Annotated in this window: 17 protein-coding genes, 1 other RNA gene and 1 pseudogene; 17 read left to right on the top strand and 2 right to left on the bottom strand. The window is 43.1% G+C overall.

Going from position 1 to position 20,568, the window contains the following annotated elements:
* Positions 1 to 428 precede the first annotated feature (428 nt).
* The 11 genes from rimP to A3I5_RS0104295 all read left to right on the top strand — a co-directional run bounded on the left by rimP (position 429) and on the right by A3I5_RS0104295 (position 11,433).
* Positions 429 to 908, top strand: a complete 480-nt coding sequence (gene rimP / locus A3I5_RS0104345) for a ribosome maturation factor RimP (RefSeq protein WP_040834552.1) — start codon at positions 429 to 431, stop codon at positions 906 to 908.
* Between the two features lie 24 nt (positions 909 to 932).
* Positions 933 to 2,165: a transcription termination factor NusA gene (gene nusA / locus A3I5_RS0104340; protein WP_018373402.1), complete on the top strand. Its 1,233-nt coding sequence runs from the start codon at positions 933 to 935 to the stop codon at positions 2,163 to 2,165.
* A gap of 10 nt (positions 2,166 to 2,175) precedes the next feature.
* Entirely contained in the window at positions 2,176 to 2,472 is a 297-nt protein-coding gene (gene rnpM / locus A3I5_RS0104335) for an RNase P modulator RnpM (RefSeq protein WP_018373401.1), read from the top strand.
* A complete protein-coding gene (locus tag A3I5_RS0104330) occupies positions 2,465 to 2,767 on the top strand; it encodes a YlxQ-related RNA-binding protein (RefSeq protein WP_018373400.1) in 303 nt (100 codons plus the stop codon). Before rnpM ends, A3I5_RS0104330 begins: the two co-directional genes overlap by 8 nt.
* A 17-nt stretch (positions 2,768 to 2,784) precedes the next feature.
* Positions 2,785 to 5,619 carry a translation initiation factor IF-2 gene (gene infB / locus A3I5_RS0104325; protein WP_018373399.1) on the top strand — a complete coding sequence of 945 codons (2,835 nt, stop codon included), beginning with the start codon at positions 2,785 to 2,787 and terminating at the stop codon, positions 5,617 to 5,619.
* Positions 5,620 to 6,212: 593 nt separating this feature from the next.
* Positions 6,213 to 6,563 (top strand): 30S ribosome-binding factor RbfA, encoded by a 351-nt coding sequence (gene rbfA, locus A3I5_RS0104315; protein WP_018373397.1) that lies wholly within the window; start codon positions 6,213 to 6,215, stop codon positions 6,561 to 6,563.
* A gap of 109 nt (positions 6,564 to 6,672) precedes the next feature.
* On the top strand, positions 6,673 to 7,491 hold the full coding sequence (locus A3I5_RS0104310) for a Cof-type HAD-IIB family hydrolase (RefSeq protein WP_018373396.1): 819 nt from the start codon (positions 6,673 to 6,675) through the stop codon (positions 7,489 to 7,491).
* Positions 7,492 to 7,724: 233 nt separating this feature from the next.
* Positions 7,725 to 7,976 carry a GFA family protein gene (locus A3I5_RS13050; RefSeq protein WP_408640763.1) on the top strand — a complete coding sequence of 84 codons (252 nt, stop codon included), beginning with the start codon at positions 7,725 to 7,727 and terminating at the stop codon, positions 7,974 to 7,976.
* Positions 7,977 to 8,212: 236 nt separating this feature from the next.
* Positions 8,213 to 9,130, top strand: a complete 918-nt coding sequence (gene glyQ, locus A3I5_RS0104305; RefSeq protein WP_018373395.1) for a glycine--tRNA ligase subunit alpha — start codon at positions 8,213 to 8,215, stop codon at positions 9,128 to 9,130.
* On the top strand, positions 9,130 to 11,169 hold the full coding sequence (gene glyS / locus A3I5_RS0104300; RefSeq protein WP_018373394.1) for a glycine--tRNA ligase subunit beta: 2,040 nt from the start codon (positions 9,130 to 9,132) through the stop codon (positions 11,167 to 11,169). Before glyQ ends, glyS begins: the two co-directional genes overlap by 1 nt.
* A 9-nt stretch (positions 11,170 to 11,178) precedes the next feature.
* Positions 11,179 to 11,433, top strand: a complete 255-nt coding sequence (locus A3I5_RS0104295; RefSeq protein WP_018373393.1) for a DUF896 family protein — start codon at positions 11,179 to 11,181, stop codon at positions 11,431 to 11,433.
* Between the two features lie 206 nt (positions 11,434 to 11,639).
* Here the strand turns inward: A3I5_RS0104295 and pbp1a are convergent, their stop codons facing one another.
* Both pbp1a and recU read right to left on the bottom strand, forming a co-directional pair.
* Complete coding sequence (gene pbp1a / locus A3I5_RS0104290; protein WP_018373392.1) at positions 11,640 to 13,802, bottom strand: penicillin-binding protein PBP1A; 2,163 nt, start codon at positions 13,800 to 13,802, stop codon at positions 11,640 to 11,642.
* Between the two features lie 5 nt (positions 13,803 to 13,807).
* Complete coding sequence (gene recU, locus A3I5_RS0104285; RefSeq protein WP_018373391.1) at positions 13,808 to 14,404, bottom strand: Holliday junction resolvase RecU; 597 nt, start codon at positions 14,402 to 14,404, stop codon at positions 13,808 to 13,810.
* 71 nt (positions 14,405 to 14,475) lie between these two features.
* On the opposite strand from recU, the gene A3I5_RS0104280 reads away from it, so the two are divergent.
* From A3I5_RS0104280 to A3I5_RS11610, 6 genes and pseudogenes are all read left to right on the top strand, one after another.
* A complete protein-coding gene (locus A3I5_RS0104280) occupies positions 14,476 to 15,015 on the top strand; it encodes an SLOG family protein (protein WP_018373390.1) in 540 nt (179 codons plus the stop codon).
* Between the two features lie 64 nt (positions 15,016 to 15,079).
* Positions 15,080 to 15,409, top strand: coding sequence for a cell division regulator GpsB (gpsB, locus tag A3I5_RS0104275; protein WP_018373389.1), 330 nt, complete (start codon positions 15,080 to 15,082; stop codon positions 15,407 to 15,409).
* Positions 15,410 to 15,437: 28 nt separating this feature from the next.
* Positions 15,438 to 15,803: RNase P RNA component class B (gene rnpB, locus A3I5_RS12230), an RNA gene on the top strand.
* An 88-nt stretch (positions 15,804 to 15,891) separates the two neighbouring features.
* Positions 15,892 to 17,046, top strand: a complete 1,155-nt coding sequence (locus tag A3I5_RS0104270) for a THUMP domain-containing class I SAM-dependent RNA methyltransferase (RefSeq protein ID WP_018373388.1) — start codon at positions 15,892 to 15,894, stop codon at positions 17,044 to 17,046.
* Positions 17,047 to 17,059: 13 nt separating this feature from the next.
* Positions 17,060 to 18,460 (top strand): cell division site-positioning protein MapZ family protein, encoded by a 1,401-nt coding sequence (locus A3I5_RS0104265; protein WP_018373387.1) that lies wholly within the window; start codon positions 17,060 to 17,062, stop codon positions 18,458 to 18,460.
* 358 nt (positions 18,461 to 18,818) lie between these two features.
* Positions 18,819 to 20,021 (top strand): annotated as a pseudogene (locus A3I5_RS11610) (IS110 family RNA-guided transposase).
* Positions 20,022 to 20,568 lie beyond the last annotated feature (547 nt).

Here is a 20,568-nt window from a genome sequence, read left to right as displayed (position 1 = left end):
TCACACATCCGTGTCTCGCCCTAAAAGTAACTTAGACAACTATCATTATACAAGATTTTAAGAAGAATGTAAATAGGCATGCCAAATGTCTGAAGAAAAATCTTCCAAATTATTTCCGAAATATTGCAAATTCAAGCCTATGCAGAAAACATTTTTTCATAGGTCATTGAAAGATGCAAAACTGAAGAATTTCAGATAAACCTCATCCAGTTTTTTCATAGGCTGCCACAAATAGGCGTTTTTGTCATTTTCACAACTTTTTTCAACAAATGATTTTTTCATGCGTTTGGCGTGTGTAAAACATCTAGTTCTTGCATTCTTTCTGAGGGTGTGCTATAATACACTTAGTTGAATAGGAAAAAGGAGGTTGAGGCAGCAAGTCTTGACCTCTCTTATATGCTTTTATCTCTATAGAAACGGAGGACATTATCATCGCAAGCAAATCTATTGTTGAGCTGGTAACTGAGGTTGTCGCCCCAGCCATTCAGATTCCGTATGAGCTCGTGGATGTCGAATATACCAAAATGGGCGGCGACATGGTTCTGAGTATTTTTATCGATAAGGAGGGTGGTATTTCGCTCAATGACACAGCAGACCTGTCGGAGATTATCAGTCCGCTTTTGGATGAAATTAAGCCGGATCCTTTCCCAGACCAGTATATGCTTGAAGTGACTAGCCCAGGTCTTGAGCGTCCGCTTAAAAATGCGGAAGCTATCGAAAAGGCTGTGGGTAAGTACATCAATGTTAGTCTGTATAAGGCTATCGATAAGCTCAAAATTTTTGAGGGAGACCTGATCTCTTTTGATGGCGAGACTCTACATATGGTCTATATGGACAAGACTCGTCGCAAAGAAGTGAAAATTCCCTATGAGACGGTTGCTAAGGCGCGTCTCGCTGTAAAACTGTAACGCTAATTGAATAAAGGAACAATCATGAGCAAAGAAATGCTAGAAGCCTTCCGTATTTTGGAAGAAGATAAAGGAATCAAAAAAGAAGATATCGTTGATGCGGTAGTGGAGTCGCTTCGATCGGCCTATAAGCGCCGCTATGGCCAGGCTGAATCCGTTGCGATCGAATTTGACGAGAAAAAAGGCGACTTCCATGTCTACACAGTTCGCGAAGTCGTGGACGAAGTGTTTGATAGTCGCTTGGAGATTTCTCTCAAAGACGCAATGGCCATCAGTTCAGCCTATGAGCTTGGGGACAAGATTAAGTTTGAAGAATCTCCCACGGAATTTGGTCGTGTCGCAGCCCAGTCAGCCAAGCAGACGATCATGGAAAAGATGCGCAAGCAGACCCGTGCTATCACATACAATACCTACAAGGAACATGAAAATGAAATCATGTCAGGAACAGTGGAGCGTTTTGACAACAAATTTATCTATGTTAATCTAGGAACTATCGAAGCTCAGCTATCTAAGCAAGATCAAATTCCTGGTGAAGTTTTCCAATCTCACGACCGTATCGATGTTTATGTTTACAAGGTTGAAGAAAACAACCGTGGTGTCAATGTGTTTGTAAGTCGTAGCCATCCTCAGATGATCAAGCGTCTTATGGAGCAGGAAATACCTGAGGTTTATGATGGCACTGTGGAAATTATGAGTGTGTCTCGTGAAGCTGGTGATCGTACCAAGGTTGCCGTTCGTAGTCACAACCCTAACGTTGATGCTATCGGGACTATCGTCGGTCGTGGCGGTGCTAATATCAAAAAAATCACTGGCAAATTCCATCCCGCCAAGTACGATCCGAAGTTGGACCGCATGGTGCCAGTGGAAGAAAATATTGATGTCATTGAGTGGATGGAAGATCCCGCTGAATTTATCTACAATGCCATCGCACCAGCAGAAGTGGACATGGTTCTCTTTGACAGTGAAGATGCTAAGCGTGCAACAGTTGTTGTTCCCGATAACAAGCTGTCGCTTGCCATTGGTCGTCGTGGACAAAATGTTCGTCTGGCGGCTCATTTGACAGGTTTTCGTATCGACATCAAGTCTGCTAGTGAGTACGAAGCCCAAGAAGACCAATTCTTCCCAGACGCTATCGAGCCAGAATCGGATACATTTGGAGAGGAAGAGGACGGATTTGCGGCTGTCGCGTTGGCAGATTTGGATGATGACATGCTGGCTGCAGCAGCAGAATTTGGTGTGAGTGCAGACCAAGACTAGGAGGTGGCGGATGGCAAAAGTTCGTAAAATCCCACTCAGAAAATCGGTGGTTTCCAATGAAATCATTGATAAGCGAGACCTCTTGCGCATCGTTAAAAATAAGGAAGGTCTGGTCTTTATAGACCCGACTGGCAAGGCCAATGGTCGTGGTGCCTACATCAAGTTGGATAACGAGGAAGCAATGCTTGCCAAGAAAAAGCAGGTCTTCAACCGTGCCTTTAGCATGGAAGTGGATGAGAGCTTCTACGATGATTTGATTGCCTATGTTGACCATAAAGTCAAAAGAAGAGAGCTCGGCCTTGAATAATCAACAGAAATTATTAAATTTATTGGGATTGGCCCAACGCGCTGGAAAGCTCATTTCCGGAGAAGAGTTGGTCGTCAAGAGTATCCAGACTGGTCAAGCGAAACTCATTTTTCTGGCTCAGGATGCAGGCCCAAATTTAAGTAAAAAAATAACGGATAAATCCGACTATTATCAGGTAAACGTCTCTACAGCGTTGACAACGTTGGAAATTAGCACAGCCCTTGGCAAACCGAGAAAGGTTCTAGCCGTGGTTGATGCTGGATTTGTAAAGAAGATGAGGTCTATTATGGAATAGAACAGGAGGACAGGGTATTGTCTAAGAAGAGATTAAATGAAATCGCCCGTGAATTGGGGGTTCCGAGTAAGGAAGTCGTTGCTAAAGCTCAAGCGCTCGGATTCGATGTCAAAAGTCATGCATCGAGTGTTGAGGCAGATGCAGCAGCTAAGATTGCTGCTAGCTTAAGCGGTAGCAAGCCTGTATCAACACAAAAGACAGAGCCTAAGATGACTAAGGTTGCTGAAAAACCAAGGGCTACTGCTCAACCCGCTGCTAAAAAAGAAACGGCGCCAGTAGCTGAGAAGCCAGCTGTAGAAAAGTCTACTGAGAAACCTGTGGCAGCAGAAACCAGCTCATCGACTCAAACTACTGCTTCAGTTGCTCGTCCGCAGAGCCGTAATTTTAAGGCTGAACGTGAAGCAAGGGCTAAGGCCCAAGCGCAAAAAGGTCGCGGTAGTCAAAATAACCGTCGCAATGACAATCGTGCTAGCAATAGTCAAGGTAATGACAACCGTCGCTCTAACGATCGTAATAATCGTCGCAACGATAATCGCAAGGACAACCGTCCTAATCGTGAGGATCAAAATCGTGGTCGTGACAACCGCAGCGGACAGTCAAACCGTCGCAGTGATAATCGACAACGTCAGCAAGCATCACAAGCAGCGCCAAGAATTGACTTTAAGGCACGAGCAGCGGCTCTTAAAGCTGAGCAAAATGCAGCTTATGCTGCAAGCAGTGAAGAACGCTATAAGCAGGAGTTAGCGGCTAAAGAAGCCAGACGTCAAGCACAAGCTCGGAAACCAAAATTGGAAGAGGTCTTTGTAGATCCAATGCCAACTGTTCCAGCAGAGCCTGTCAAGCCAGTCGTATCTGTAGCGCCAGTTGCAGACAAACCTGTTGATAATCGTCGTAAAAAACAAGGTAAACAAGACAAATCGCGCAGTTTCCGTCAGGATAATGAAGATGGGCCGCGCAACAAGCAAACTAATAGAAATCGAAACAACCAACAAGTGCGAAATCAAAGAAATTCCAATTGGAACAACAAGAAAAACAAGCGTGGCAATAAGAATCAGGTTCAAAAACCCGTTACAGAGCGTAAATTCCATGAATTGCCAACCGAATTTGAGTATACAGCAGGTATGACTGTCGCTGAGATTGCAAAGCGTATCAAACGTGAACCGGCTGAAATTGTTAAGAAACTCTTTATGATGGGTGTCATGGCAACTCAAAACCAGTCTCTAGATGGGGATACGATCGAGCTTCTCATGGTGGATTACGGAATTGAAGCCAAGGAAAAAGTTCAAGTCGATGAGGCTGATATTGAACGCTTCTTCGTAGAAGATGGCTACCTCAACGAGGACGAATTGACAGAACGTCCGCCAGTCGTAACCATCATGGGGCACGTTGACCATGGTAAGACAACGCTTCTTGATACCCTGCGGAATTCTCGTGTGGTAACAGGAGAAGCTGGAGGAATCACCCAGCATATCGGTGCCTATCAAATTGAGGAAAACGGAAAGAAAATTACTTTCCTTGATACTCCAGGTCACGCGGCTTTCACATCGATGCGTGCGCGTGGTGCTTCTGTCACTGATATTACCATTTTGGTTGTCGCAGCTGATGATGGTGTTATGCCTCAAACAGTTGAAGCAATCAACCATGCCAAAGCGGCTGACGTGCCAATCGTTGTCGCCATCAACAAGATTGATAAGCCAGGAGCTAATCCCGAGCGTGTCATTGGTGAATTGGCTGAGCATGGCGTTATCTCGACTGCTTGGGGTGGTGATTCTGAATTTGTGGAAATCTCTGCCAAATTCAACCAAAATATTGATGAGCTTCTTGAGACGGTTCTCCTGGTGGCAGAGCTACAAGAGCTACAGGCAGATCCTACCGTTCGTGCTATCGGTACGGTTATTGAAGCCCGTCTGGACAAAGGAAAAGGTGCGGTTGCCACTCTCTTGGTGCAACAAGGGACTCTCAATGTTCAGGATCCAATCGTTGTCGGCAATACCTTTGGTCGCGTTCGTGCCATGACTAATGACCTTGGTCGCCGCGTCAAAGTCGCTGGGCCATCAACGCCAGTATCTATTACAGGTCTCAATGAAGCACCGATGGCAGGGGATCATTTTGCGGTTTATGCAGATGAAAAAGCTGCGCGTGCAGCAGGTGAAGAACGTGCTAAGCGTGCCCTTCTTAAACAGCGTCAAGCAGCTAGTCGTGTCAGTCTGGACAACCTCTTCGATACCCTCAAAGCAGGGGAAGTGAAATCTGTCAATGTTATCATCAAAGCAGACGTTCAAGGGTCAGCTGAAGCCTTGGCAAGCTCTCTTCAAAAGATTGAAGTTGAAGGTGTGAAAGTGACGATTGTCCATTCAGCGGTTGGTGCTATCAATGAATCAGATGTGACACTCGCTCAGGCTTCTAATGCTTTCATTGTCGGGTTCAATGTACGTCCGACATCAATGGCTCGTCAACAAGCTGAGGCTGATGAGGTCGATATCCGTCTTCACAGCATTATCTATAAGGTGATTGAAGAAGTTGAAGATGCGATGAAAGGGATGCTTGATCCTGAGTACCAAGAAAAAGTCATTGGTGAAGCGGTTATTCGTGAAACCTTTACCGTATCAAAAGTCGGTACTATTGGCGGTTTCATGGTCTTGTCTGGTAAGGTCACTCGTGACTCCAAAGTGCGTGTTATCCGTGACGGTATCGTTATCCACGATGGTGACCTGATTAGCCTTAAACACTATAAGGACGATGTTAAAGAAGTGACTAACGGTCGTGAGGGTGGTCTCATGATTGATAAGTACAACGACCTCAAGATCGATGACACCATTGAGGCTTATATCATGGAAGAAGTCAAACGCTGATACTCGCCAAAAACTAACCTCTGACATCGTTATCTCACTTTGATGATGTTTAACTTTATCGGAGATGTTGGAACGGCAAGTTAGTAGAGAGTTGGCAGAAATCGTGATTCTAAAAAAACGATTTTATAGCCTTTCTCTCGTACAGTTGAGTAGGGGCTAGGTAATCTGTTTTACCAACGCCCCGAACTAGCAATAAAAGAGCGAGGATAGTCATTTTTAATAAAATCACGACTTCTATCTCACTTTCTGACTTACCGCCGTTTTCCATCGGATTTTTAACGGGCTTATATCTTAACGAACTGAACACGCCCTAAAAAGCTAGATAAAATTCAAAAATTTCCTAGAGTCTACAGACTCGTCGTCAATTTTTTCATTTTTCAACGCTTTTTTTAACGGGCTTTGTATCTTAGAACTGAACACGGGCTAAAATGCTAAATTAGTCTTATCGGACTGGGACCGTAGACGTCTGGATTTTCTTCGATTTTATCTGTGAAAATCCTAGTCGTCCTGGTCGGGGTGCGTCGACGTCATCAAAGATGACTGACTTACCGCCATTTTTCAACGCCCTTTGTATCTTAGAAAGGAAGCAAATTATGGGAAATGCATTTCGTACGGATCGGGTTGGTATGGAGTTGATGCGTGAGATCAATGACATTCTTCAAAAGAAAGTGCGTGATCCACGTGTTCAAGGCGTGACCATCACCGATGTGCAGATGGTGGGAGATCTCTCCTCTGCCAAAGTTTATTACACAATTTTGAGCGATTTGGCCTCTGATAATCAAAAGGCTCAAACTGGCCTTGAAAAAGCCAAAGGGACCATTAAACGGGAACTTGGTCAGCGATTGACCATGTACAAAATTCCGGATCTGGTCTTTGAGAAAGATCAATCGATCGCCTATGGTAATAAGATTGATGAGATGCTCAGAAATCTGAATAAAGATTAATCAAAAAACGTTCCTGTAGGAACGTTTTTTAGGTTTATAAGCGACCACGCCCTGAAAAAATGGTAGACTAGAACTGTAGACAAAAATTAGCTTATGAAATGGAGGGAATATGATTAAACTAATCGCTATCGACATGGATGGGACCTTGCTGGATTCTAAAAAACAGGTCCCTGAGGAAAATATCAAGGCCTTACGTCAGGCGGCAGATCAAGATGTCAAAATCGTCATCTGCACAGGTCGTCCTAAATCTGGAGTAGTACCAATCTTTGAGCAGCTGGGTTTGGAGACAAAAGAGGAGTATGCGATTCTTGACAATGGTTGCACCATCTATAAGGCTAATGACTGGTCACTCCTAGCCTATGAGTCTCTTAGTTCAGGTGATATAGATTGCTTAGCGGAGTCTGCTGAAACCTATCCAGAGATTTCCGTGACTTATTTTGACTCAGATCATTACTATATCTTAGGTGAAGAGGTGCCAGACTTGGTCAGCTATGATGCGGGGCTGGTTTTCACCACGCCGACACCAACGACTCTAGAGCATCTGAAAAACAGTTCAGTTCCGATTTTTCAGGGAATGTTTATGGGAGACGCGTCAGCCTTGGATCGTTTTCAGGCAGAGCAAGAAGAGCGTCTCAGCCAAGTCTTCTCGACAGTGCGCAGCCAATCTTGCATCTACGAAGCCATGCCTAAGGGTACGACAAAAGCTAGTGCCTTGGCCAAGCTAACAGAGAAATTAGGCTTGGAATCTAAGGAAATTATGGCCATCGGAGATGCCGCTAATGACATCGAAATGCTGCAGTTTGCAGGCATCAGTGTAGCTATGGGCAATGCCGGCGAGGCAGTTAAAGCAATCTGTAACCATGTGACGACCAGCCATGATGAAGCAGGTGTGGCCAGAGCTATTGAGCAATTGGTTTTGAAAAAGTAATCGTTGTTGATGTGTATGACCACCTGAAATAAGGCACCTTACTTGTGGGAATTAACTGTGAAAAAACACTGCTCACAATCATTAGACAAACTCAGACAAATCTGGTACAATGGGTTCAGAAAGAAAATCCTATCAGCGGTTTTTAGCGAGCCTGAGGTGGTGGAAGTCAGGTGAACCAAGAGACGGATTGGCGCTTTCGGTACAATCGTATACAAATGAAGTAATAAATTAGGGTGGAACCGCGTTTTAAACGCCCCTATGTCAATGGCATAGGAGTGGGGAGCGCGGTTCTTTTTTGTATCTTAGCTGAGAATGAGTGGGAAGGAAGTCTCAGGGAGCTATTTTTTATATGTAAATCTGTCACTAATGGTGTTGATGATGAAATCACAGTATGTCATTGTTCCTTTTGCCGCAGGTCAACAGTTTCGGCCTATTCGGTGAATAGCAGAGTGTTTAAGCAGAAATTGGAGCTATTAACCGGATAGGATTGTTTGTTTAGCTACGAATCAACTTCAGGAAAAATACGATATTACTGTGAGAACTGTTATAGATAATTATTTCATTATCAAGATGACTTTTCTAAATAACTCACCTTAAAAATAGGCACAGTTGACCACTTTGATCAGGCATTTTCAGGTGGAAACATGCGTCATATTCATCGGACTTCTGACTATGATTGGTTGCTGGACTGATAATTTTAGATTAACAATGGAGGATAGATATGTCTAAAAAACTTACATTTCAGGAAATTATCCTGACCTTACAACAATACTGGAACGACCAAGGCTGTATGCTTATGCAGGCTTATGACACAGAGAAGGGGGCTGGTACTATGTCGCCCTACACCTTCCTGCGCGCTATTGGGCCGGAGCCTTGGAATGCGGCCTATGTAGAGCCTTCGCGTCGTCCGGCTGACGGGCGTTACGGGGAAAACCCTAATCGGCTTTACCAACACCACCAGTTTCAGGTGGTGATGAAGCCATCTCCAAGTAATATTCAGGAGCTTTATCTGGAGTCCTTAGAACGTTTGGGTATCAATCCACTGGAGCATGATATCCGCTTTGTTGAAGATAACTGGGAAAATCCATCAACAGGTTCTGCTGGTTTGGGATGGGAAGTTTGGCTAGATGGTATGGAAATCACGCAGTTTACTTACTTCCAGCAGGTTGGAGGTCTAGAGACCGGTCCTGTGACGGCTGAGGTGACCTACGGTTTAGAGCGCTTGGCTTCCTATATTCAAGAAGTTGATTCGGTTTATGAGATTGAATGGGCGCCTGGTGTTAAGTATGGAGAGATTTTCCTCCAGCCTGAGTACGAGCATTCTAAGTACAGCTTTGAGGTGTCTGATCAGGATCTGTTGCTTGAGAATTTTGAGAAATTTGAAACGGAGGCAGGTCGTGCTCTTGAAGAAGGGCTTGTCCATCCAGCTTTTGACTATGTTCTTAAATGTTCGCATACCTTTAATCTTTTGGATGCGCGCGGGGCAGTTTCCGTCACCGAAAGGGCAGGTTATATCGCTCGCATCCGTCATTTGGCGCGTGTCGTCGCAAAGACTTTTGTAGCAGAGCGCAAAAAATTGAGATATCCTCTTTTGGATGAAGCAACCCGTCAGCAATTATTAGCAGAGGAGGCAGAATAATGACTAAAAATTTATTGATTGAACTGGGCTTGGAAGAGATGCCAGCTTACATTGTCAGCCCTGCTATGGAGCAGTTGCGCGACCGCTTAATTGCTTTTTTGAGGGAAAACCGTTTGACCTTTGACAGGGTGGAAGCCTTCTCGACACCGCGTCGCTTGGCGGTCCGCGTATCTCATTTGGCAGACAAGCAAGAAGATCTAACAGAGGATTTTAAAGGACCAGCCAAGAAGATTGCCCTAAATGCGGACGGTAGCTTTACCAAGGCTGCAGAAGGTTTTGTTCGTGGTAAAGGATTGACAACAGATGCCATCACCTTTCGTGAAGTGAACGGTGAAGAGTATGTCTACGTGACAAAAGAAGAGGTCGGACAGCCTGTTGAGACTGTTCTTGCAGGTCTTGCTGAGGTGCTCAAGAGCCTGACTTTCCCTGTCACCATGCGCTGGGCAGGTAATAGTTTTCAGTATATTCGTCCTGTTCATACCCTTGCCGTTCTTTTGGACGATATTGCCTTAGATTTGGAATTCCTAGATATCTCCTCTAGCCGAGTTAGCCGAGGCCACCGTTTTCTTGGTCACGAAATTACCCTGACATCTGCCGATAGCTATGAAGATCAGCTTCGTGAGGTCTATGTTATTGCTAATCCGAATGAGCGTGTGAATAGGATTGTGGATCAGATTCATGCTCTGGAAGTTAAGCATGATGTCAAGGTGGAGATCGATGAGGAATTACTCAATGAAGTCCTTAACCTTGTCGAATACCCAACAGCTTTCTTAGGGCAATTTGACCAGCGTTATTTGGCAGTGCCTGAGGAAGTTCTCGTGACCTCTATGAAGAATCACCAGCGCTACTTTGTTGTCCGTGATCAGGACGGTAAGCTCTTGCCTTACTTTGTCTCTGTCCGAAATGGTAATGATCAGCACTTGGAAAATGTTATTAAGGGCAATCAGAAAGTCCTTGTAGCGCGTCTAGAAGACGCTGAGTTTTTCTGGCGTGAGGATCAAAAACTACAGATCGCAGACCTTGTGGAGCGCCTGAAATCGGTCACCTTCCATGAAAAGATTGGCTCATTGACAGAGCATATGGCACGCACTAAGGCTATCGCTGAGGTTCTGGTTGACATGGCGAATGTTTCTGCAGAAGATGCGGCTAGTGTAGCGCGTGCAGCTGATATTTACAAGTTTGACCTTTTGACTGGCATGGTTGGCGAGTTTGATGAACTTCAAGGTGTCCTTGGTGAGAAGTACGCTCGCTTAGCAGGCGAATCTGATGCAGTGGCAACAGCTATTCGTGAGCACTACATGCCAACCTCAGCAGACGGCAAATTGCCTGATACCGTTCCTGGTGCGGTTCTAGCTATTGCGGATAAGCTGGATACCTTGCTTAGTTTCTTTAGTGTGGGCTTAATTCCAAGCGGTTCAAACGACCCCTATGCCCTTCGCCGTGCCACAGCTGGTATCGTACGGATCTTGGATAAATTCGGTTGGAATCTTTCGCTTAAGGATCTAGTTGATAAACTTTATGCCCTAAAACTTCCTAGTCTTAGCTATGCTAACAAGGCTGATGTCATGGCCTTTCTCAAGGCCCGTATCGAGAAGATGTTTGATACTGCTGTGCCAAAAGACATCATAGCAGCAGTCCTTGCAGGAGATAACTTTGTCGTTCGTGATCTTATTGATTCGGGAAATGCCCTGCTTGAAGCTAGTAAGACTGACAATTACAAGCCTTCAGTTGAAAGCTTAGCTCGTGTCTTTAACCTTGCTAAGAAAGCTCCAGCAGCTGTTACAGTGACTCCAGAACTCTTTGAAAATGACCAGGAGAAACTCTTGCATGAAGCTGTTGAACAACTTGACTTGACTGACCGTGCGGATGAGCAGGTGGAAGCCCTGTTTGCCCTTAGTTCAGTCATCAATGACTTCTTTGACAATACTATGGTTATGGTCGAGAATGAGGCTGTCAAGAACAATCGCTTAGCCCTCTTAGCGAGCCTGACTGCTAAGGCTGGACAAGTTGCCCAGTTTGACCAACTGGCCACTAAATAAGGAGAAGACATGGAACAAGAAAAGATTGATCGTATTAACGAACTGGCACGTAAGAAAAAAGCAGAAGGCTTAACGCCTGAAGAACAAGCCGAGCAAGCCCGCTTGCGAGAAGAGTATATTGAAGGCTATCGCCGCTCCGTCCGCCATCACATTGAAGGCCTTAAGATCGTTGATGAAGAGGGAAACGACGTAACCCCAGAAAAGCTCAAAGAAATCCAACGTCAAAAAGGCTTGCATGGACGCAAGCCAGAAGACAACACTTAAAAGACAAACAACACGTTAACGAATAACCAGTTAGCGTGTTGTTTTCCATGAAAAGCAACTCTAACTTTTTAAAAAAAATGAGTATTAGAATCCGATAATACACTAGATGCTAGTCCGATTTTGAGAAGTTACTGTCAAAATTGAATAATAGCAAAAATGCTGAGCCAAACTTTGGTCTCAGCATTTTTCTACTCATTTATATATTTTTATTCTTCTTCAGAGGGTGAAGCACTTGTATTTGTGTCTGAGGAGCTAGCTTGTGTGGAACTATCAGTAGTCTCGGTTGACTCTTCTTCAGAAGAAGTTGAAGTAGAAGAAGAGCTGTAAGTGATACGCGCTCCATTCAAGTAGACATGGTTGCCATATCTGTATAAGCCATCAGGTATGGTCCAGTCTTTGGTGCCACTACCTGTTGTTTCGTAAAGGTAGAGCATCATGTTTCGATAAACATCAGTGGCAACGTACAGACTGGAATCTAGGATTGGAACCATACGGTTTTTATAGCCGGTCCAGACTGCCATCGCATATTGGCTGTTATAACCGACAAAGCTTTCGTCTGGAGCAACAATACTAGAGCTATAGATTGGATAGTTTTGAGCTAACTCGGCCATCTCATCGTCAGTATAGTTTGACGTTCCTGTTTTACCAGCTTGGTAAAGGCCACGAATTACCGCATTGTTACCTGCTCCGTAGTTAAAGACAGTCTTCATCATATTGGTCATCATGTATGCTGTTGTGGCTTTCATAGCTTGACTACCCTCAGGCTCAAAGGTCATCTCAGTTTCATCTCTAAAGACAACTCTGTTGACGTACTGCGGTTTATAGTAGGTTCCTCCATTAGAGAAGGCAGCGTAAGCTGCAGCCATTTTTTCAGAACTGGCGCCGTACTTAATGTCGGAAACACTGGTTGCAGATGAAATAGCATTGGAGTAGAACATTTCTGGGTAATTAATTCCAAGTTTATTAAGAAAGGTTAGTGAATTCTTCAATCCGACAGCTTCAAGGGATTTGACCGCAGGAACATTGCGGGAGTACATAATGGCATCTTGTATAGTAATGTAGCCAAAGTAGCTCCTATCCCAGTTGTTAACAGGGGTGGTCGTTCCTGGATAGTAGTACGGAGCGTCATTGATGATGTCAGAAGTTGCATTGTAAATACCATACTCAATAGCTGGAGCGTAATCGGTGATTGGTTTCATGGTTGAACCCCAGTCTCGATTTGTCTCGACAGCTTGGTTAACTCCAAGTGAAGCGGCCTCAGTTTGATGGCGAGATCCTAGCTGTGCTATAACTTTACCGTTTGTAACATCGATAACAGTAGATGCTACTTGTAATTCATTATCAGGGTAGTTAACATAGGTATCTGAATGGTAAATGTCCCAAAGGCGCTGTTGAGCATCTGAATTAACATTGGTGTAGACATGGAGACCAGCATCCATCAGATTATAACCTGTCTTTTCCTGAACTTCTTCGATGACTTCTTTGATATAGTTGTCCATATATTTTGGATAACTGGAGGTAGGTTTTAGAGGCAACAAGCCGTCTTCGATAGGTGTTGCAACAGCGGCGTCATACGATGCTTGGTCAATGTAGTTGTGTCTTAACATCTGGCTTAAAACAAGATCACGACGATATTTAGCGGCCTCAGGAGCAGCATAAGGATCGTATTGATTCGGTGCTTGTGGCATGCCTGCTAAAAGAGCTAACTGGGCTAAGGAAAGCGTATTAAGGTTTTTTCCATAGTAAGCATTAGCAGCGGTTTGCATGCCGTAATTTCCATTAGCCATGTACACCTTGTTGACGTAATAGGTCAGGATTTCTTCTTTAGTATTGCGACGTTCTAATTGGAGCGCTAACCAAGCTTCTTGGGCCTTACGCGCAATGGTCTGATGTTCTTTTGTTGTAGAGAAAAAGGATAGTTTAATAAATTGCTGGGTAAGTGTTGAACCGCCTTGTGTGCTTGAAGAGGTCAAATTATTCCAGACTGCGCCAAGGATTCGGACGACGTCAACCCCACGATGGTCGTAAAAACGATGGTCTTCAATGGCTACAATCGCATTCGCCAAATCAATAGGGATTTCTTCAGTAGTTGCGTTTGTCCGTTTTTCTGAACCAAGATCAGCTATCAAGTTATTGTCCGCGTCGTAAATCAAACTAGAACTAGTAGCGGTTAGAGATTCCTCAGTGAGCTCTGGTGCAGTGACAGCATAGTAGAAAAAGAGAGAAGCTCCTGCAATAAATAAAGCAACAAAAAGCCCCAACAATAGGTTAGCCAGTATAACAAGGCTACGTTTCAAAGGATTACTGGTATCCGTTAATTTTTTAGTTTTTTGTAGAAAAGCTGAAAAATTGAAATTTGGTTTCTTCATAAATGTTAGTTACCACCTATTAAATGTCTGTCAACCACATCAAGATATGGGACACTTGGAAAACTTTGAAGCGGAATTTCAAAGCCATGTTCACGAATATAAGAAAGAGGCATAGACTTGCCACCCTGATCGATTTGATAAAACGAAATCAAAGGCTCAGCAGGTAGTAAATAAGTCTCTTTCAAGCTTGAAAAATGAAGGAGCACAAAGCATATTCCTCCTTGCTTTACAACGCTTGCCATGTGGTCGATCTGGTGAGCATGAAAGTTTTTCAAGGGCATGGAAGTCGTCTGTCTGGTTTCCTTGGCTTCAAAATCAATGTAATGACCTTTGTAAACACCTGAATAGTCTGTTGTTGATGCCTGCCTAAAGTAAGCTTCGACAATCTTAGCACGACTTCGTCTAGGGTAGTCAACCTTGACGATTTGTACAGGAGTTGGCTTCTTATGAATGACTGCAATTTCTCTTGAGAGATAGTAGGTGTTGCTGTCATTGATCAAAGTTTCAAAGGACATGCCACGATTGGCAAAATTGACCGCTTTTTTTTTCAGAATTGGAGATTTGGAAAGACTAGCACGTTTTGCATTGGGGTAGTTGACCATAGAGCTCCTTCCTGATAAAATAATATCACCATATTATATCATATTCAAAAAGAGAATGCTTAAAACGGAGGTTGGAAGCCTTGCGATTATTACTATCAGGTTACAAGCAGACCGATTTAGGAATTTTTAACGAAAAAGATCCTCGATTAAAAGTGATTAAAATGGCTATCAGACGAGATTTGCTGAGCCTTTTAGATGAGGGCTTAGAATGGCTGGTTTTTACTGGAAACTTAGGTTTTGAGTATTGGGTCTTGGAAGAAGCCCTGCAATTGAAGGAAGATTATGGTTTGCAGCTAGCTTGTATTTTACCATTTAAAACCCACGGTCAGAATTGGAGTGAACAAAATCAGGAAAAACTAGCGAAATTCAAATCGTTGGACTTTGTCAAGGTGGTCTACCCACACTATGAAAACCCCAGTCAATTTAGGGTTTATCATCAATTTTTAATTGACCATACAGATGGTGCCTATCTCTTTTATGATTCTGAAAATGAAACGAATTTGAAATATTTGTATGAAAAATTGCAAAATCAAGACGATTATTTTTTGAAAATTTTACGATTTGATGACCTTAACGACATTGCTGAAAACTTTTCGAATTTAGGTGGATAATGCTTGCTTTTTTGGGGTGAAATCATCTATAATAGAAGTTAGTAATCACGAGATGGAGAGAGACATGGCAGGTATTAAGTACACAACGAAAGATATTTTTGAACAAGAGTTTAAAATCTCAATGCGAGGCTACAATAAGGAAGAAGTTGATGAATTTTTAGATGATATCATGAAGGACTATGATGTCTATGAAGCAAAAATTAAAGAGTTAAAGGCTGAGATTGCTCGTCTTAAGGCCCAGGAAAAATCAGACTTAGCTCCGCTATCAGCTGGTTCGCCGATCACTGAGAGACCAGAGTTTGCCCGTGCTTCAACAGCCACAAATTTTGATATACTCAAACGTATCAATCGTTTGGAAAAAGAGGTCTTTGGCAAGCAGATCACAGGAGATTAGTTTTTGCTTTTAAAATAGAAAAAGTGCAATTTTTGGATAATCGCGCGAGCCTTGATGTTCGTGAGGAAAGTCCATGCTAGCACTGGCTGTGATGCCAGTAGTGTTTGTGCTAGGCGAAACGATAAGCCTAGGCGCGCCGAGTGCGTGACGGCGGTTAAACGAGCTAAGTCGCAAGATAGGCTTTACTAGACCTGAAAGTGCCACAGTGACGAAGTTTTTGTGGAAACACAAAAAGTGGAACGCGGTAAACCCCTCAAGCTAGCAACCCAAACTTTGGTAGGGGCATGGGATAGGAAGAATCCGAATGACTATCCTGACTGCGTAAGCAGTAGACAGATGATTATCGAAGGAACTGGTTCCTAGTCAGTTCTGGAACAAAACATGGCTTATAGAAGATTGCATATAGGTCGAGGTTGGGGCATTACCTCAGCCTCGTTTTTTCTCAAAAAGACGTTTAATACAATATATAAGATAGAAGAAATATGAAGAATCAATTTAATTTAATAGCGACAGTTGCGGCAGGGTTAGAAGCAGTCGTTGGTCGTGAACTCAAGGAATTGGGTTATCAAACCCAAGTGGAAAATGGACGTGTACGCTTCTCAGGAGGTACTCAAGCCATTATTGAGACAAATCTCTGGTTGCGTGCAGCAGACCGTATTAAGATTGTGGTTGGTGAATTTCCTGCCCGAACTTTTGAAGAACTTTTTCAAGGTGTTTTTGCACTTGATTGGGAAAATTACTTGCCATTAGGAGCGAAATTTCCAATTTCTAAAGCAAAGTGTGTCAAATCTAAACTCCACAATGAACCGTCTGTTCAGGCAATCTCTAAAAAAGCTGTGGTCAAAAAGCTTCAAAACCATTATCATCGTCCAGAGGGAGTGCCCTTGCAGGAGATTGGTGCAGAGTTTAAGATTGAGGTGTCAATTTTAAAAGACCGTGCCATAGTGATGATTGACACGACTGGCTCCAGTCTTTTCAAACGTGGCTATCGGACGGAAAAAGGCGGAGCACCGATTAAGGAGAATATGGCAGCGGCCATCTTGCTTTTATCCAATTGGTATCCAGACAAGCCCCTGATTGATCCCACTTGTGGTTCAGGTACTTTTTGCATTGAGGCTGCTATGATCGGCAAGAACATCGCACCGGGACTTTACCGTGAATTTGCCTTCGAGACTTGGCCTTGGATTGATAGTCAGGCTGTGAACAAGGCGCGTCAAGAGGCGAAAGCGACGATTAAAGCAGATGTGGAACTAGATATTGCAGGCTATGATATTGACGGTCGCATGATTGAGATTGCTAAGAAGAACGCTGAGAAGGCTGGTCTTGAAAATGTCATCCAATTTAAACAAATGCGTCTACAAGACCTAAAAACCGATAAAATTAACGGTGTCATCATCTCAAATCCGCCTTACGGGGAGCGATTACTGGATGACAAGGCAGTTGATATTTTGTATAATGAGATGGGAAAAACCTTTTTACCACTTAAGACTTGGTCTAAGTTTATTCTAACCAGCGACGAGAACTTTGAAACCAAGTACCAGCAAATTGCTGATAAAAAACGAAAACTTTACAATGGGACCTTGAAAGTTGATCTTTATCAATTCTTCGGGGAACGTGTGAAACGCCAAATGCAATAGAAGGAGAGTGAAGATGTCAGATAAAAATAAGTCAAATCTGCCTGAGGATGCCGAGCGTATTTTGGACTTAGAAGATGCCAAGGAGATGACGGTGGCTCAAGCGGCTAAGACTCAAGGTGAGATTGAGGCCGGTATCACTGAAGATGACAGTTTATTGGATCGCTATATCAAACAACACCGAGACGAAATCGAAGCGGATAAGTTTGAAACGAAGAAAATTCGTGAAGAAGAACTGGTTCAGGCTAGCGCTCTAGCAGATCAGCAGGAATCACCTGAACTTGACGAAACGATTGCGGTACCCGTAACACCTGTTGATTCTAGCTTATCAGTATCTGCTTCACAAGCACCAACAATACCATCAACAACAGAAGACGACAGTTTTGATGATTTTCCTGAAAATGAAGAGTATTTAGCAGATGAACGGGCTGAAAAACGTCGTAAAATGATTGGCCTATTGCTTGCAGCTCTAGCTCTTTTGGGAATCGGCTTTACTTTATATAGCCAACGCAGCGCTCTGTCAGGCCTTTTTGGCAGCGATAGGTCATCTAACTCTACGACACGTTCAAGTGCTTCAAGTTCCTCGTCTAGTCAAGAAGAGTCTGCTCCGCTTAAGGCCTTTAATGAGCTTTATGGGACTTTCTTTACAAATGATGCTCAGACAGCCCTGAAAAACGACAGCTTTGAGCAACTTTCAGCGCTTGAAACAGCCCTAGCTACTCTTGAAGGGACAGCTGAATATGAGTCTGCTAAAGCTAAATTTGATAAATTAAAGGCAGCTATTGAAGCCATCCAAGCTGTCAATGGCCAGTTTGATAAGCCGGTTTTGGTCAATGGAGAAATTGATACGACAGCAACGGTTAAACCTGATGTTGCATTTGCAACGGTGACGACAGGTATTTCTTCTATAGATGCAGCTATCACAGCTGCTGTAAACTTCGGTCGGTCGCAACAGGAAAATGCTTCTGTTGGAGCAGCACTACCTTCACAAGGGAGTGCAGGTGCCGCCGAAACAACTCCTAGCGCACCAGCTTCTACAAGTTCAGCTTCTTCTAAAACAGTCACCCTATCTAATGGTATCGTACTGGATTATGGCAAGCGGGTGGTCTATGGTAGTGATCAAGTGGCGCTTAAACGTGAGTTATCTCGCGTTCCTTATAATGATGAGGTTATTGCAGATGCTCACAATGAAGCTTGGGAATTTGCACCAGGCGTCCTTGAAAAAATTATTGCAACCTCCAATCAACGTGGCTATTTCTCAGGAAATGAGTTTATTCTAGAAAAGGTCAACATCATTAACGGACGCGGTTATTACAATATGTTCCGAACTGATGGTACTTACCTCTTTTCTATCAATGCTAAGACAGGTTATTTCGTTGGTAACGGTGCCGGTTATTCAGATGCTCTCGATTTTTAAGATGGTAAAAGGTGTGAGCCTATTGTTTTTAAATCCCGATATTGGAGCTTGAATGCAAGATCGGTTCACTATTACAATATGAAGATGGGAGTGGGAAAGAACTCGAGCAATCAAAAATATACTAAGATTAGTAGTGAAGAAATCTCCGACGGGAGAGAGTACTCACTACTTTTTCATTATGTTAAAGTAGAGGTGTCTTGTTAAGTCGTGGGCTCTTTTGACGCTAGATGTCGTATCAAAAACTGGCAAGACACCTGTTTTAGTAGGAATGTTATCTAAGTATGTGGGACGATAAACGTCGTGTATTGAAAATGACATCACTAAAATAAGGAATCAATCAAGACAAAGAGGTAATATCATGCGTGCAGTATTTGGAATTGACGTCAGTAAAGCTAGCTCTGAGGTGGCTATTGTGATCAATGGAGAGAAAGTTCATGGTTATTCGATAACGAATGACGTCATCGGTTTTTCTCGTCTCTTGGAAGATTTAAAGACTGTCCATAATCCTGAGATTGTCTTTGAGGCAACAGGAGTCTATTCTCGTCGCCTTCAAGCTTTTCTAGAGGACAATGATTATGCTTATACAAGACTCAATCCACTAGCTGCTAAGAAGCAACTAGATAGCTTGCGTGTGCGTAAAACAGACAAGATTGACGCCGAGAAATTAGCACAATCTCAATTTGTTCTCAATCGTAAACCAACTGATATCCAAGAAGAAGTCTACCAAGAACTACGTGACCTCAGTCGTTTCTATCAAAACTTGACAGAAGATATCGTACGTACTAAGAATAGACTTCATAAAGTCTTACAAGTCACTTTTTCTGAAATTGAGACACTCCTCTCAGCACCAACCGGGGAACAATACTGGAACTTGGTCATGAGCTTTCCAAGTAAAGACTACGTGCTAGCTTTGAATGCAAGTGAATTAGAAAATAGTGTTCGTTTATCTACGTCAAAACGAATCTCTGATAAGCGAGTGTCCGATCTAACGGAGAACTTACAAGACTTAGCGAAACAGTCTTATTGCGCTGTTAAGAAAACCTCCCCAATCATTGAAGAGGTCAGATATGACGCAGAGGAGTTATGACGACTTTCCAAGCGTAGAGAGGATGTTCTAAATCATATGGTAGCCTTGGCTCAACCTCTACCAGAGTACGACATTTTATTATCTATTCCCGGTATCGCTGAAACAACAGCGACAAGTATCATTGGAGAACTTGGAGACATTCGTCGTTTTCAGTCAGCTAACCAAATCAATGCCTTTATTGGGATAGATCTCCGTCACTATGAGTCTGGAAACTTTTTAGCCAAGGAACACATTACAAAACGTGGGAATCCTTATGCCAGAAAGATTCTGTTTAAGTGTATCCACAACATGGCATCGGCTAGCCATACGAATCCTTGTCACATCGCTGAGTTTTACGACAAAAGAAAACGACAATCGCAAGTGACTTCAACGAAACCACATACGATTGCCGCTATGCATCGTCTTATTCGGACGATACATTACCTCATAACGCATAACAAACAGTACGACTACCATTCAACCCAAAGTCAATAAGGTTTGTCTATGCTTTATCATTGTAACACCTTATCGAAAAAATCGCTAGATAAGGGGCTCTTTTACTGTACACTTTTTTCAGACTAAACAACCTAAAAAGAGTCAGTAGATATCTTAATTCTACTGAATTTCTAAAAAATGATTCTAAAATTCATTGAGTTACTTGACAAATGGTAGAAAAAGAGTTCGTTTTCCTACCCCCGCACACTTGTTTAGGCCAGATTTGGAGTGTAAAACACGAACAAATCTACCAATCAGCAGTGGTTCATTGGCGCTAAAGTACCTAATGATCTTTGCAGGGGTAAGACTAAGTTGGCATAACCAACAAGTCTTACTCCCAACCACTGCGATAAGATGTTTATACAAACTATGAGAGGTGAGGTTGGGCTTGAGCCCAGCCTCTTGCTCTGTTCCCTATAAACATGTAACCGTTGAAGCTTATGTATACAACAATAAAATTGCATGAAAACTTCGTTAAGTAAACGTTGATTTCATGCAGTTTTGTTATCCTGCATTTTTTAAAAGCACAAGAATAAATATATGAAGA

This window comes from Streptococcus merionis DSM 19192 (genome assembly GCF_000380085.1).
GTDB classification, from domain to species: domain Bacteria; phylum Bacillota; class Bacilli; order Lactobacillales; family Streptococcaceae; genus Streptococcus; species Streptococcus merionis.
Note: the sequence above shows the minus strand (reverse complement) of the source record. Positions and strands in the feature narration are given on the sequence as shown.

What these genes read in the sequence shown, in the direction of transcription:
- glyS (WP_018373394.1), top strand. Translation starts at nt 9,130, where the DNA reads ATGACTAAAAATTTATTGATTGAACTGGGCTTGGAAGAGATGCCAGCT.
- pbp1a (WP_018373392.1), bottom strand. Translation starts at nt 13,802, where the DNA reads ATGAAGAAACCAAATTTCAATTTTTCAGCTTTTCTACAAAAAACTAAA.
- A3I5_RS0104270 (WP_018373388.1), top strand. Translation starts at nt 15,892, where the DNA reads ATGAAGAATCAATTTAATTTAATAGCGACAGTTGCGGCAGGGTTAGAA.
- A3I5_RS0104310 (WP_018373396.1), top strand. Translation starts at nt 6,673, where the DNA reads ATGATTAAACTAATCGCTATCGACATGGATGGGACCTTGCTGGATTCT.
- recU (WP_018373391.1), bottom strand. Translation starts at nt 14,404, where the DNA reads ATGGTCAACTACCCCAATGCAAAACGTGCTAGTCTTTCCAAATCTCCA.
- glyQ (WP_018373395.1), top strand. Translation starts at nt 8,213, where the DNA reads ATGTCTAAAAAACTTACATTTCAGGAAATTATCCTGACCTTACAACAA.
- A3I5_RS0104295 (WP_018373393.1), top strand. Translation starts at nt 11,179, where the DNA reads ATGGAACAAGAAAAGATTGATCGTATTAACGAACTGGCACGTAAGAAA.
- rnpM (WP_018373401.1), top strand. Translation starts at nt 2,176, where the DNA reads ATGGCAAAAGTTCGTAAAATCCCACTCAGAAAATCGGTGGTTTCCAAT.
- rbfA (WP_018373397.1), top strand. Translation starts at nt 6,213, where the DNA reads ATGGGAAATGCATTTCGTACGGATCGGGTTGGTATGGAGTTGATGCGT.
- gpsB (WP_018373389.1), top strand. Translation starts at nt 15,080, where the DNA reads ATGGCAGGTATTAAGTACACAACGAAAGATATTTTTGAACAAGAGTTT.
- A3I5_RS0104265 (WP_018373387.1), top strand. Translation starts at nt 17,060, where the DNA reads ATGTCAGATAAAAATAAGTCAAATCTGCCTGAGGATGCCGAGCGTATT.
- nusA (WP_018373402.1), top strand. Translation starts at nt 933, where the DNA reads ATGAGCAAAGAAATGCTAGAAGCCTTCCGTATTTTGGAAGAAGATAAA.